Here is a 13,617-nt window from a genome sequence, read left to right on the forward strand (position 1 = left end):
GGCATCTTTCCGCCAGGGCGAAGGCGATCGGCTCGGACGTACCTTGGGGTATGCCCTTCGCCAATCGCCTTTGCCCTGACGAAAACCTGCTCCGGCAGAATGCTGCAATCTAACCCGGAAAGGCTCTAATGTCCGACGAGACGAACCACATCACCCGGCTGGAGGAAATGCTGGCCCACCAGGCAAAGACGATCGAAGAGCTTTCCGATCAGCTCGCCGAGCAATGGAAGACCGTCGAGCAGATGCGCACCAAGCTCGACCGGCTGACCGAACGCTTCCTGTCGCTGGAGGAGCAGTCGCTGGACGCGCCAGCGATCACCCGCCCGCCGCATTATTGACGACACGCGGTGCAATGCCACGTGTCGTTAGTATCTTGCGCCATGAGGCGGCGGATCAAACTCCGCCGATGCAGAGATATTTCATTTCCAGATAGTCGTCGGCGCCGTGGCGCGAGCCTTCGCGGCCAAGGCCGGATTGCTTGATGCCGCCGAAGGGTGCCGTCTCGGACGACATCAGGCCGGTATTGATGCCGATCATGCCGTACTCCAGCGCTTCCGCCACCCGCCAGACCTTCTTCAGATCGCCGGCATAGAAATAGGCGGCAAGACCGAATTCCGTATCATTGGCTTGGGCAATGACATCCTCGACGGTCTCGAAGCGAAAGAGCGGCGCCACCGGCCCGAAGGTCTCCTCGCGCGCCACCTTCATGCCGCGCGCAACGCCTGTCAGGACTGTCGGCGTGAAGAAGGTGCCGGCACCGTCGATGCGCTTGCCGCCGGTCAATACCTTGGCGCCCTTGGCAAGCGCGTCGCTGACATGGTCCTCCACCTTGGCAAGGCCTTGCTCGTCGATCAGCGGCCCGATCACGACACCCGGCTTGAAGCCGTCGCCGACCGACATCTCGGCGACCTTGGCGGCAAGCTTGGCGGCGAAGGCGTCATAGATGTTCGACTGGACGTAGAGGCGGTTGGCGCAGACGCAGGTCTGGCCGGCATTGCGGTATTTGGAGACGATCGCGCCTTCGACGGCATCGTCGAGATTGGCATCGTCGAAGACGATGAAGGGGGCGTTGCCGCCAAGCTCCAGGCTCACCTTCTTGATCTGGTCGGCGCACTGCCGCATCAGGATGCGGCCGACCTCCGTCGAGCCGGTGAAGCTGATCTTGCGCACCTTTTCGTTGCCGCAGAGCTCGCGGCCGATCGCCGGACCGTCGACCCCGACGATGACGTTGAAGACGCCGGCCGGAATGCCGGCCTGCTCGGCGAGCACCGCAAGCGCGATCGCCGTCAGCGGCGTCTGTTCGGCTGGCTTCGAGACCACGGTGCAGCCGACGGCAAGCGCCGGGGCGATCTTGCGGGTGATCATCGCCGCCGGGAAATTCCACGGCGTGATCGTGCCGACGACGCCGACCGGCTGTCTGATGACGATCATCCGTTTATCGTCGGAAGGCGCGGGGATCGTCTCGCCATAGATGCGCTTGGCTTCTTCCGCATACCATTCGATATAGGCCGCGGCATAAAGGATCTCGCCGCGCGCTTCCGGGAACGGCTTGCCCATTTCGGCGGTCAGGATCGCGGCGAGTTCGTCGGCATTGACGACCATCAGGTCGAACCATTTGCGCAGGATCGCGCTACGCTCCTTGGCCGGACGGGCAGCCCAGCCCGGCTGGGCGGCATGGGCTGCATCGATCGCCGCCCGCGTCTCTGCCGCACCCATATCGGGCAGCGAGGCGAGCAACTCGCCGGTTGCCGGGTTCAGCACGTCGAAAGTCCTCGTGGCATCGCCTGATGTCCAGACGCCGTCGATATAGCCGGCATCGCGCAGAAACGGCGAGGAGAAGGGAACGTGCTTGGTCAGTGCGGTGGTGAAAGCCATGTCATATCCTCCTTGGGAGTGTGGCTGCCAGTTGCCGGCAGCCATTGAAATCCGGTTTCGGTGCGGTCACTTGGCCGCGCTCGCCTCCAGCATCGAGGCTTCGAGAATATCGAGCGCTTCGCCGAGGATCTCGTCCTGGATGGTGATCGGTGCAAGAAAGCGGATGACGTTTCCATGGACGCCACAGGTGAGCAGGATCAGGCCCTTGTCGAGCGCGATCAGCCGCACCCGGTTGGCGAATTCCGCACTCGGCAGTCCCGTCGTCCGGTCGTTGAATTCGACGGCGTTCATGAAGCCCGGTCCGCGGATATCGACGATCTCGGGCACCGTCTCGCGCAACGATTCCAGCCGCTGCTTCAGCCGTCCGCCAAGCTGGTTGGCGCGGTTGCAGAGATCCTCATCGACAATGACGTCGAGCACGGCATGGGCGGCCGCGATCCCGAGCGGATTGCCGCCATAGGTGCCGCCGAGCCCGCCCGGTCCCGGCGCATCCATGATCGCGGCGCGGCCGGTGACGGCGGCGAGCGGAAAGCCGCCGGCCAGGCTCTTTGCCATCGTCGTCAGGTCGGGCGCCACCTCATGATGATCCATCGCGAACAGTTTGCCGGTGCGGGCAAAACCGGTCTGCACCTCGTCGGCGATCAGCAGGATGCCGTGCTGGTCGCAGAGTTCGCGCAGCGCCTTCATGAAGGCGACGGGTGCGGAGTAGAACCCGCCTTCGCCCTGTACCGGCTCGATGATGATGGCGGCAACGCGCTGCGGATCGACGTCGGCGGCGAAGAGCTTCTTCAGCGCCGCCAGCGACTGGTCGGCGGTGACGCCGTGCAGCTCGATCGGGAAGGGAACGTGGAACACGTCGCCCGGCATCGCGCCGAAGCCGACCTTGTAGGGCACGACCTTGCCGGTCAGCGCCATGCCCATGAAGGTGCGGCCATGGAAGCCGCCGCCAAAGGCGATGACGGCCGAGCGGCCGGTTGCGGCGCGCGCGATCTTGACGGCGTTCTCAACCGCTTCGGCGCCCGTCGTGACGAAGATCGTCTTCTTCTCGAAATCACCAGGCACCAGCACGTTCAGCCGTTCGGCAAGGTGTACGTAGCTTTCATAGGGCACCACCTGATGGCAGGTATGGGTGAAGCGGTCGAGCTGATCCTTGACCGCTGCGATGACCCGGGGATGGCGGTGGCCGGTGTTGAGAACGGCGATGCCGGCGGCGAAATCGATGTAGCGGCGGCCCGCCTTGTCCCAGATCTCCGCATTCTCTGCGCGATCCGCATAGATCTGGGTCGTCATGCCGACGCCGCGTGAAATAGCTGCGTTCTTCCGGTCCGTAAGGCTTGTCGCGTTCATCGATGCGCTCCTGCGCTGAAAAGGGGCTTCAGAACTATCTTGCATAAGTTCTGCAAGATGTGTAGAAAGTTCCTACATTTTTCCTGCAAGAAATCAAGCGGCATTTTTTGCTTCAAGCATCACGCTTTTTGATGAAGGCTCTGGGGCGATTGGAATCGGGGATAGTTTCGAATGAACGATAATGGGCCTGTACGCTACAAGGTGGCGGAAGCCGCGCGGCTGGCGGGCGTTTCGGCCTCGACGCTGCGCCTCTGGGAAAGCCAGGGTCTGGTGGTTCCCGGCCGTTCGCAAACCGGTCATCGGCAATACAGCGCCGACGATGTGGCGCGGTTGAAGCGCATCTCCTGGTATCGTGTCGAGCGTGGCCTCAATCCCGCGGCAATCCGCGAGGCGCTGGAGAGCGAGGAGCCTTCCGCCGATGGCGCCGAGGCAAGCCAGGATGGCGGCCTCGGCCGCAAGCTGCGCAGCCTGCGCCATGCGAGCGGCAAGACGCTCGATCAGGTGGCCGGCGACATCGGCGTCAGCTCTTCGACGCTCTCGACGCTGGAACGCACCTCGCAGGGCGTCAGTTTCAAGACGCTGCACGATCTCGCCGAATATTACGGCACCACCGTCTCCCGCCTCTCCGGTGAGGAAAGCGGGGACGTGCCGGCGCTGGTGCGCGCCGGCGAATGGCGCAAGTGGCCGGAAACAACGCCGGGTGTCGCGGTGCAGCTCCTTGCCGAAGGCCGCCGCATGATGGACTGTCATCGTTTCGTGCTGGCGCCGGGGGCTGCTAGCGAAGGCGCCTATCGCCACGAGGGCGAGGAATTCATGCATGTTCTGTCCGGCCGGCTCGAACTGGTGCTCGACAGCGATCAGTTCTTCGACCTCGGTCCCGGCGATTCACTTTATTTCGAAAGCCGCCGCGACCATTCCTGGCGCAACCGCCACGATGGCGAAACCGTGCTTCTCTGGATCAACACGCCGCCGACATTCTGAATGGCTGCACAATGCGGAAATAAAAGAGGGAGAGCGTCCTATGTGCGTCCAAGAGGACGCACGGCGCTCTAGCGGCAGGAAAGCGGTTTCGCACTCTGCGCCTTTGCGCTATAGCGCTGCATAATTCCTTAAATCGGGATCGACTCAAGGATAAAATTATGCAGCCATTCAAAGTGCTACAGCGTCCTTTGCGGCTCTCGAAAAGACGCGCGGCGCTGTAGGGGATGCATCGAACGAAAGACAGTCTCATGGCAGCGACCATACGTTATCACGAAGGCGATATTTCCGCGGCCGATGCCGCCCGCTACACCGGCGCGATTGCGATCGACACCGAAACGCTCGGCCTGGTGCCGCGCCGCGACCGGCTCTGCGTCGTCCAGCTTTCGCCGGGTAACGGCACCGCCGATATCATCCGCATCGCCGCCGGCCAGAAGCAGGCGCCCAATCTTGTCGCACTGCTCGAAGACCCGACCCATCAGAAGATCTTTCATTACGGCCGCTTCGATATTGCCGTGCTCTTCCATACCTTCGGCGTCACGACGACACCGGTTTTCTGCACCAAGATCGCCTCGCGCCTGATCCGGACCTACACGGATCGCCATGGTCTCAAGGACAATCTCAAGGAGATGCTCGACGTCGATGTCTCCAAGGCCCAGCAATCCTCCGATTGGGCAGCCGAGACGCTGTCCCCGGCCCAGCTCGAATATGCCGCCTCCGATGTGCTTTATCTGCATGCGTTGCGCGACAAGCTGACGGAACGGCTGATCCGCGACGGCCGCTATGATCATGCGACGGCCTGCTTCGAATTCCTGCCGACCCGCGCCAAGCTCGACCTGCTCGGCTGGGAAGAGGCCGATATCTTCGCCCATAGCTGAGCGAATTGCTTTCATTCTGCGTTTGCCAATAACCGGGCGGCAGACTTGTCCGCGGCCGTTAGCGATTCATTAACGCCTGTTTATTAATATTCCTGTTAATTTTTATGCATTCGATGACGCCGGAACTGCGTCATGCGGACAGGAGGATCTGCTGGGATGCAAGGGGACCGGATGAGCGCGGTCCTTTTCTAGAGCCTGCTTTCATCGTCACTTTACGAAAGGAGCATGCCATGTTGACTCCCGTTCGTGCAGCGTCCAATGCAAGCTTTTCGTCCCAGGGTCAGACAGCGGCGATCGTCGCCAGTGGTCTCGGCCACTCGGTGATTGCCCCCGCGCCTGTCAACGCCGTCGAAGCCGCAGACCTCAATTCCGCCATTGCCGGCAAGCTCAATATTCTGCTCCTTGCGGCGCGTGAGCGCATGGTCGAAGCCCTTTTCGATGTCATCGATGCGGCAGGCCGCTCGATCTCACTGGATCGTGGCGAGGACGAGAGCAATCTTGCCTTCGCCTCTCGGCTCGCCGATGCCATCCGGCGGCTGCCAACCGCCAGGATCGACGAGGTCGAGCGCCAGCTCACCGAGAATGGGCATAGCGTGCCGCTCCGGACGATCGCCGAGGCCCTGAAGAACCCGACAGGCCCTGAAGCCGCCCGCGTCGTCGCCTATCTGGAGATTGTCCGCTATAAGGATCGCGATCTCGCCGCCCACGCCGTCGTCCGCTCCTATGGCCAGAACGATGCATCGCCGATGCGCGCCGAAGCTCGCCCCGAGATCCGGCTGCATGAGGACAGGCTGCCTGCCGCCATGCGTCAGCCGGCAGACACGGCGCCTGCGTCAGCCGATTCGCTGATCGAGGCCGCAGCTTTGGCGACCGTCGAAGAAGCGGTCATCACCGAAGCCGTGGAAGCTGCCGATCCGGAAGCGCCGAAGGCTGAGAACCGGGCTCAATCCGCCCCGGCGACGGCAAGGGAGATCACCCCGGAAAAATCTGCGCCGCAGGAGATCGAAGCCGGGCAACCGTTGCCGCCGGAAGCCGCAGCGGCCGACGATACGCCGGAAACGCCGGAGCCGGCCGCCATTCAACCCCGCGCGATGTCGGAAAAGGTCGATCCTGTCATTCCCAGGAACTGGGCAGGAATTGTCGCCTCCATGACCGAAGAAGTCTCCGAGATGATCGCCACCATCATCCGCGAGCAGGACATCGAAACCGCGCTGGAAGATGTTCCCGTCGAGGCGGCAGTGGAGATCGATACGATCCTCGATGACGCCGTCATCAGCGATGCGACCGAAACTTTGACCAGGCAGCCGGTCGAATTCACCGCACCCGATCCCCGCCAATCTGCAGCACTCCGCCCACCGCAGATGGATGAGGCCGCGGCGGCGGCAGCCCGTCAGCCGAAAGAATCCGCGCAACCGCAGATGATGCCGATACCCGAGACGGCCGAGGCTTCCTATCTGCCGCTGGCGGCAAGGATGCCGGAGGGATTTGCCTATAGCCCGCTGCCCTACCAATTCGCCAAGGATACACCGTCGAACGAGAAGGCAGGCGAAACGCACCACCAGCATCAGCACCAACGCGACGATGGGTCCGAGGATCAGCAACAGGCACAGTCCGGTGGCGAGGATGCCGAGCCCGATGCCGAAACGACCGATGCGGCACCCGAGCGCAGGATGCCGAGGATGATTGATGCCGAACCGTCGGCTTATCAGCCAGGTCGCCCGGACGATGACCCGGTCTACGCGCTCTATCAGCGCATGGTCGGTTGGGAATAACATTTTCATCGCCTGAAAATGAAGAACCCGCCGGATCGCTCCGGCGGGTTCTTCAATTCAAAGGCGGATGCGAGGCTTATTCGCCGCCGCGGTTCTTCAGGGCAGCGCCCAGGATGTCGCCGAGCGAAGCGCCGCTGTCGGACGAACCGAACTGGGCGACGGCTTCCTTCTCTTCCGCAATCTCCAGAGCCTTGATGGACAGCATGATCTTACGGTCCTTCTTGGAGAAGTTGGTGACGCGGGCGTCGAACACCTGGCCGACCGAGAAGCGCTCAGGGCGCTGCTCGTCGCGGTCGCGAGCGAGATCGGCGCGACGGATGAAGGAAGTGATGTCTTCGTGGTTGACGAGCTTCACTTCGACACCGCCGTCGTTGACCGCGATGACTTCGCAGGAAACGACTGCATTCTTGCGCAGGTCGCCAGAAGCAGCGGCGTCGCCGACTGCATCCTTGCCGAGCTGCTTGATGCCGAGCGAGATGCGTTCCTTCTCGACATCAACGTCGAGAACGACGGCCTTGACGACGTCACCCTTGTTGAACTCCTCGATGACCTGTTCGCCTGGACGGTTCCAGTCGAGGTCGGAGAGGTGCACCATGCCGTCAACATCGCCGTCGAGGCCGATGAACAGGCCGAATTCGGTCTTATTCTTGACTTCGCCTTCGACTTCAGTGCCGGCCGGATGGCTGCGGGCGAATGCTGCCCACGGATTTTCCAGCGTCTGCTTGAGGCCGAGCGAAATACGGCGCTTGGACGGATCGACTTCGAGAACGACGACTTCGACTTCCTGGCTCGTGGACAGGATCTTGCCGGGGTGAACGTTCTTCTTGGTCCAGGACATTTCCGAGATGTGGATCAGGCCTTCGATGCCCGGCTCCAGCTCGACGAATGCACCGTAGTCGGTGATATTCGTAACGGTACCGGAAATCTTCTTGCCTTCCGGATACTTGGCCTGGATGCCATCCCACGGATCGCTCTCGAGCTGCTTCATGCCGAGCGAGATACGGTGGGTTTCCTGGTTGATGCGGATGATCTGAACCTTGACCTGCTGGCCGATGTTCAGGATTTCCGACGGATGGTTCACACGGCGCCATGCCATGTCGGTGACGTGCAGCAGGCCGTCGATGCCGCCGAGGTCAACGAACGCACCGTAATCGGTGATGTTCTTGACGACGCCGTCAACAACCTGGCCTTCTTCGAGGTTCTGAACGATTTCAGAACGCTGCTCGGCACGGGATTCTTCCAGAACCGTACGGCGCGAAACCACGATGTTGCCGCGGCGCTTGTCCATCTTGAGGATTTCGAAGGGCTGCGGATTGTGCATCAGCGGGGTCACGTCGCGGATCGGGCGAATATCGACCTGAGAACGCGGCAGGAAGGCGATCGCACCGTCGAGGTCGACCGTGAAGCCGCCCTTGACCTGGTTGAAGATCACGCCTTCGACGCGCTCGCCAGCTTCGAACTTGGCTTCGAGCTTGACCCAGCTTTCTTCGCGGCGAGCCTTCTCGCGCGACAGAACGGCTTCGCCAAGCGCGTTTTCGATGCGCTCGACATAAACTTCGACTTCGTCGCCGACCTTCAACAGGCCGTCCTTGGCGCGCGCGCCGAATTCCTTGAGCGCGATGCGGCCTTCAACCTTCAGGCCGACGTCGACAACGGCGACGTCCTTCTCGATGCCCGTGACGATGCCCTTGGTGACATAGCCTTCGGCCAGGTCGTTCTTGGCAAAGGACTCTTCGAGAAGAGCCGCGAAATCCTCGCGGGAGGGGGTAGCTACTGACATAAAATCTCCTGCGTGTCCTGAAACGGAAGCGGACACGTATGCGCCGGTTGGTTTGCGTTGAACGGGCCTGAACCCAGTCCGCCCTCTCTTACGAAGGCAATCCGGCGCTTGGACGGAATTTCAGGCTTGCTGTATTAGAAGCGATCCATGCTCAGAGCACGCAAAATCGCTTGAATTTAGGCATTTCGGCTCAAGACCGCATCGATGATCGATTGAGCAGCTTGAAACGCGGCCTCTATACTCATTTCCGACGTATCAAGCAAGTGCGCATCATCAGCTGGTTTCAAAGGGCTGTCGGCCCGTCCCATGTCGCGTTCGTCGCGCCGCTTGACGTCCTCGAAGATCGCATCGAAATCCGCCGTCAGGCCTTTGCCGAGGATCTCGTCATAACGGCGTCTTGCGCGGACTTCCGGCGACGCCGTTACATAGAATTTCACCGCCGCATTCGGGCAGACGACCGTGCCGATATCGCGCCCATCGAGCACCGTTCCCGGTGCATTCGTCGAAAACCGTCGCTGCGCCTCGACCAGCGCCCGGCGCACCGCCGGCATCACGGCAATCCTCGATGCGGCTTCGCCGATCTCATGTTTGGAAAGTATATCGCGATCCAATCCAGCGAGTTCAACCTCTCTTGCGATCTTTTCCGCCACCGCCTCGTCATCGAGCGGCAGGCCGGCATCGAGCAGCGCCTTGGCCGTGGCGCGATAGGTCAGGCCGGTATCCAGATGATGGAAGCCGTATTGGTCGGCGATGCGGCGTGAAAGCGTGCCCTTGCCGGCCGCCGCCGGGCCATCGATGGCGATGGTGAAGGTCTCGTTTGTCATATGATCAATCCTGCGGCAGCACGCCGAAACGGCGAATGAGTTCGTCTTTGCGGACATGCGGCAGCTGGCACATCATTCCGCCACCAGCTCGATCTTCGCTCCAAGGCCGGTCATCAGCTGCATGAATTCCGGAAAACTGGTCGCGATCATCGCCGCGTCGTCGATCGTCACAGCATGTTCCGAGGCAAGCCCCAGGACAAGGAAACTCATGGCGATGCGATGGTCGAGATGCGTCCGGACTTGGCCGCCAGCGGCGTTGCCGAGGCCCTTGCCGTCTGGCCGGCCGCGCACGATGAGAAAATCCTCGCCCTCGTCGCAGTCGACGCCATTCAGCTTCAGCCCGTCGGCGACGGCGGAAAGACGATCGGACTCCTTGACGCGCAGTTCCTCCAGCCCCTTCATGACCGTCGCGCCCTCGGCGAAACAGGCAGCGATGGCCAGAATAGGATATTCGTCGATCATCGACGGCGCCCGATCTTCGGGAACGCCGACGCCCTTGAGCTCGGAATGGCGCACGCGCAGATCCGCCACGTCCTCGCCGCCGGCAAGACGTGCATTCACCACCTCGATATCAGCGCCCATCTCCTGCAGCGTCAGGATCAGCCCCGTGCGGGTCGGGTTCATCAGCACGTTGACGATGGTGATGTCGGAGCCGGGAACAATCAGCGCCGCAACCAGCGGGAAGGCGGTGGAGGAGGGATCGCCGGGAACGTCGATCACCTGGCCCGCCAGCTTGCCGCGGCCTTCGAGCCGGATCGTGCGGACGCCATCCCCGCCCGTCTCGACGGAAAGGGCGGCGCCAAAACCCTGCAGCATCTTTTCGGTATGGTCGCGCGTCATCACCGGCTCGATGACCGTGGTGACTCCAGGCGTATTGAGACCGGCAAGCAGCACGGCCGATTTCACCTGGGCGGATGCCATCGGCACCCGATAGCGGATCGGGCTCGGCGTTCCCGGGCCTCTGAGCGTCACCGGCAGCCTGTCGCCTTCGGATGCGCTGACCTGCACGCCCATTTCGCGCAGCGGAGCGAGCACACGGCCCATCGGCCGTTTCGAAAGCGAGGCGTCGCCTGTGAAGGTGGAGTGAAAGTCGTAGGTGCCGACGAGGCCCATGGTCAGCCGCACGCCGGTGCCGGCATTGCCAAAATCGAGCGGCGCGTCAGGCGCAAGCAGCGCACCATTGCCGGTGCCCTCGATCACCCATTGCGCACCCTCCTTGCGGATCCTGGCGCCCATCGCCTGCATTGCCCGGCCGGTATTGATCACGTCCTCACTCTCGAGCAGGCCGGTGATCCGCGTTTCGCCGGAAGCAAGCCCGCCGAACATGAAGGAACGATGCGAGATCGACTTGTCGCCCGGAATGCAGACGCTGCCTGTAAGACTGGCGGATTTGCGGGCGGTGGCGGGCCTGGGCGCAGAGCCGTGCAGCATGGCGTAATCCTTTGCAAACGCAGTCTATTTTTGCCGCAAGGCAGGCTTGGCCGGTCGCAATTCCCGTCCGCTTCTGCAGCTGTTGGGGCTCGTTAACATAAACGCACCGGGCGGTCATCCGTCGGCTCGCCAAAAACCCGGCGCTCGGATCGCAAAGTTTGGCTTTGACATGGGAAGCCACAGCGATTAAGGGGACCGGCTTATAAATTCCGATGGAACGCCGGCTTGAACGGCATCTGCCGAATCTCATATTCGGCTATTCACACGAGGCTTATAGTGGCGAAAGCGGAACTTGGAACCAAGCGTACCGATCCGGAAACCGGCAAGAAGTTTTATGATCTGAACCGGGATCCGATCGTCTCTCCTTATACCGGCAAGTCCTACCCTTTGTCCTTCTTCGAAGAAACCTCGGCGATCGCCGAAGTTGCCGAGGAAGACGAGGTCGCGGAAGTCGATACTGAAAACACCGAAGTCGAACTGGTTTCGCTGGAAGATGCCGATGACGCCGCCGGCGGCGACGACATTCCCGATATCGGCGACGACGATGTCGAAATCGAAGGCGATGACGACGATGATACCTTCCTCACACCCGACGAAGATGACGATGATGACGACATGAGCGATATCATCGGCGTGACCGGCGACGAAGACGAAGTCTGAGACCGCATTTCGGCCCGGCGAGGAAAAAATTCTCCGGGCCGCATTTTTTTAGGCTTGCTATCTCCGGAAACCGGAAGTAATAAGCCGCCACTCCGCAGGGCACGTGCCTTACGAGTATCCCAGGACCGGCCATGAACCGGACCACCTTGATGGGGCTATAGCTCAGCTGGGAGAGCGCTTGCATGGCATGCAAGAGGTCAGCGGTTCGATCCCGCTTAGCTCCACCAAACTCTTTTTGCCAACCGGTCTGCTACGTAAAACCTGGCCCATAGTGGTTCCTCCATCCGGCTGAATTGATCGCACCATCGCACTGTGGGATCTGACAGCTAGGCTGCGGCAGGCCACCTAAGCAGGATAGAGGCTCCGGCCGATCGTCGATCTTCACGCGGCCTCGGGGCTGAAGTCCGAGAAGCCGAACTTCGACATCTGCAGTCCGTCGGGAAACAATATGCCGTTGAGAAGAGAGACGGCTTTCTCGCTTCGATGGCTGGCGAGCGAATAATAGATCGTCTGAGCTTCGCGGCGCGCCTTGACGACCTGCTGGCGTTTCAGCACGTTCAGATGGTGCGATAATGCCGACTGGCTAAGCCCGACACTAGTGGCAAGTTCCTTGGCCGAGATTTCGCCGTTAGCCAGCCTACGCAGCACGGATAGACGGCTGGCATTTGCCAGTGCGGAAAAATAGTCCGCCAGTTCTCCGTCATTCGCGAGCATTGCATATCTCCTCTGAACACTGATGCATGTTAGCGGCGGGGGAGACTTGCTCATTGACCTAAGGCAAATTTCTCAATGAGAAGCTTGCGCCATCAGGCATTCGCCGCGTCCTTGGTGCCTGTCAAAAGGCGCTGAAGGTCAGCACGGCGGAGAACAGCAGGAGAGTAGCGGATCCGCATCGCCGAGCCAGCAACGGCATTTGTTTTTCGCTTCCCAGAACAATTCTGCCTGTCGACAGCCAGATCGACGATACGAGCAGGACGACGAAGGCGAGGGTCACGATGGCGGCCATTGCAGACATATCCTGCGCGGAAGGCATCATCGTAAACCCGATGATAAGCGCCTTGGGATTCAACAGCGTCGTGATTGCCAACTGCCGTACTGTCACAATCTCGGCGGGACCGGATCCGGCACCCCAGAGCCGAAGCGCGAGGTAGAACACCCAGGTTGCGGAAGCAAGCTTGACGCTTTGCGCGGCCAGAGGGTGCTGGTGGAGAAGGGGACCGGCCAGGCCGGAAGCCGGAACGACAATGGCCAGATAGGCGGACACAACAGTACCAAGCAGCATGATCGCGCGCCCGGCGGTCAGACCCTGAGATGCCATCGCCAATATCGCGTTGGTCGGCCCAGGCAAAATGAGAAGCGCAAAAACGCCGGCTGCGAAAGCTAGGAGATGCACTGCTTCAGTCCCTCTTTTCCGTCCGCTTTTTGCATGGCCGGCCTCCTCTGTCGTTGACAAAGATCATTTTGCAGCCGGAACATTCTCGTAGCTTGGCCGTTACAGTGAGTTAGCTCTGAGGTGCCGCCATGCCTCGCATGATCAGCTTCATACTCACTCGATTGGCCACGGGCTTTGCAATTGGATGCGCTGTGGGCTTCGTGGTTTGGCAGAACGGTCTTTTGTCCTCCACCTCCGCGGCAGGTACCCTTGAGAATTACCTTGCGCAGGGGCTGTTCATTTATCTCTTTGCCAGCACGATGAGCATGGGCTACCTGGCTACGGCTCTTCTGCTGGAAGAAGAATAGCCGCTTTGATCCCCATCCCAGACCCGGCTTGTGCAACGGTGTGCAATAGAGAAGCCGCGGGGATCGCACCTAAGATGCGATGAAACATGCGATGGCCGACGGTCTTGCTCAAGCAACCATCCGCGCCAATGCGCAACGCGACCAGAGCGAATGCAGCGCCTCGACCAGATGGGCGATATCGGTATCGGAATGCAGCGGCGTCGGCGTGATGCGCAGGCGCTCGGTCTTCTTCGGCACGGTGGGATAGTTGATCGGCTGGACATAGACGCCGCAATTGTCGAGCAGCAGGTCGGAGATCCACTTGCACTTGGCCGCATCGCCGACCAGCACCG

At 61.2% G+C, this 13,617-nt stretch carries 14 protein-coding genes and 1 tRNA gene; 7 read left to right on the plus strand and 8 right to left on the minus strand.

Annotated elements, in window-relative coordinates:
* The first annotated feature begins 128 nt into the window (after positions 1-128).
* Positions 129-338 carry a SlyX family protein gene (locus AC1ECN_RS20745; protein WP_011649924.1) on the plus strand — a complete coding sequence of 70 codons (210 nt, stop codon included), beginning with the start codon at positions 129-131 and terminating at the stop codon, positions 336-338.
* Positions 339-393: 55 nt separating this feature from the next.
* On the opposite strand, the gene AC1ECN_RS20750 is transcribed toward AC1ECN_RS20745, so the two are convergent.
* Both AC1ECN_RS20750 and AC1ECN_RS20755 read right to left on the minus strand, forming a co-directional pair.
* Positions 394-1,875 carry an NAD-dependent succinate-semialdehyde dehydrogenase gene (locus tag AC1ECN_RS20750; protein WP_018068684.1) on the minus strand — a complete coding sequence of 494 codons (1,482 nt, stop codon included), beginning with the start codon at positions 1,873-1,875 and terminating at the stop codon, positions 394-396.
* A 66-nt stretch (positions 1,876-1,941) separates the two neighbouring features.
* Complete coding sequence (locus tag AC1ECN_RS20755) at positions 1,942-3,222, minus strand: 4-aminobutyrate--2-oxoglutarate transaminase (protein ID WP_130673326.1); 1,281 nt, start codon at positions 3,220-3,222, stop codon at positions 1,942-1,944.
* Between the two features lie 171 nt (positions 3,223-3,393).
* Between AC1ECN_RS20755 and AC1ECN_RS20760 the strand changes: the two genes are divergently transcribed.
* The 3 genes from AC1ECN_RS20760 (at position 3,394) to AC1ECN_RS20770 (ending at position 6,850) form a co-directional block, all read left to right on the plus strand.
* Positions 3,394-4,203, plus strand: coding sequence for a MerR family transcriptional regulator (locus tag AC1ECN_RS20760; RefSeq protein WP_018068682.1), 810 nt, complete (start codon positions 3,394-3,396; stop codon positions 4,201-4,203).
* 248 nt (positions 4,204-4,451) lie between these two features.
* Entirely contained in the window at positions 4,452-5,078 is a 627-nt protein-coding gene (locus tag AC1ECN_RS20765) for a ribonuclease D (RefSeq protein WP_024323108.1), read from the plus strand.
* A 230-nt stretch (positions 5,079-5,308) separates the two neighbouring features.
* Positions 5,309-6,850, plus strand: coding sequence for a hypothetical protein (locus AC1ECN_RS20770; RefSeq protein ID WP_130673327.1), 1,542 nt, complete (start codon positions 5,309-5,311; stop codon positions 6,848-6,850).
* Between the two features lie 76 nt (positions 6,851-6,926).
* Here the strand turns inward: AC1ECN_RS20770 and rpsA are convergent, their stop codons facing one another.
* The 3 genes from rpsA to aroA form a co-directional block, all read right to left on the minus strand.
* Positions 6,927-8,630, minus strand: a complete 1,704-nt coding sequence (gene rpsA / locus AC1ECN_RS20775) for a 30S ribosomal protein S1 (protein ID WP_003544285.1) — start codon at positions 8,628-8,630, stop codon at positions 6,927-6,929.
* A gap of 176 nt (positions 8,631-8,806) precedes the next feature.
* Positions 8,807-9,454 (minus strand): (d)CMP kinase, encoded by a 648-nt coding sequence (gene cmk, locus AC1ECN_RS20780; RefSeq protein WP_130673328.1) that lies wholly within the window; start codon positions 9,452-9,454, stop codon positions 8,807-8,809.
* A gap of 72 nt (positions 9,455-9,526) precedes the next feature.
* Complete coding sequence (gene aroA / locus AC1ECN_RS20785; RefSeq protein WP_130673329.1) at positions 9,527-10,885, minus strand: 3-phosphoshikimate 1-carboxyvinyltransferase; 1,359 nt, start codon at positions 10,883-10,885, stop codon at positions 9,527-9,529.
* A 276-nt stretch (positions 10,886-11,161) separates the two neighbouring features.
* Here aroA and AC1ECN_RS20790 point away from each other — a divergent pair, with 276 nt between their 5' ends.
* The gene (locus AC1ECN_RS20790; RefSeq protein WP_017966434.1) at positions 11,162-11,545 is read left to right on the plus strand and encodes a TIGR02300 family protein; all 384 of its coding nucleotides are present in this window, start codon (positions 11,162-11,164) and stop codon (positions 11,543-11,545) included.
* Positions 11,546-11,696: 151 nt separating this feature from the next.
* Positions 11,697-11,772 (plus strand) — tRNA-Ala (locus AC1ECN_RS20795).
* A 154-nt stretch (positions 11,773-11,926) separates the two neighbouring features.
* Here AC1ECN_RS20795 and AC1ECN_RS20800 read toward each other — a convergent pair.
* Together AC1ECN_RS20800 and AC1ECN_RS20805 are read right to left on the minus strand one after the other, a co-directional pair.
* Positions 11,927-12,259, minus strand: a complete 333-nt coding sequence (locus tag AC1ECN_RS20800) for an ArsR/SmtB family transcription factor (protein ID WP_130673330.1) — start codon at positions 12,257-12,259, stop codon at positions 11,927-11,929.
* Positions 12,260-12,380: 121 nt separating this feature from the next.
* Positions 12,381-12,938 (minus strand): threonine transporter RhtB, encoded by a 558-nt coding sequence (locus AC1ECN_RS20805; RefSeq protein WP_130662859.1) that lies wholly within the window; start codon positions 12,936-12,938, stop codon positions 12,381-12,383.
* Positions 12,939-13,066: 128 nt separating this feature from the next.
* Between AC1ECN_RS20805 and AC1ECN_RS20810 the strand changes: the two genes are divergently transcribed.
* A complete protein-coding gene (locus AC1ECN_RS20810; RefSeq protein ID WP_130662587.1) occupies positions 13,067-13,285 on the plus strand; it encodes a hypothetical protein in 219 nt (72 codons plus the stop codon).
* A gap of 108 nt (positions 13,286-13,393) precedes the next feature.
* On the opposite strand, the gene AC1ECN_RS20815 is transcribed toward AC1ECN_RS20810, so the two are convergent.
* Positions 13,394-13,617: aminotransferase class I/II-fold pyridoxal phosphate-dependent enzyme (locus AC1ECN_RS20815; protein WP_477953975.1), on the minus strand; the 224-nt coding region annotated here is incomplete at its 5' end.

It is taken from the genome of Rhizobium sp. 01N447_2 (genome assembly GCF_056399245.1).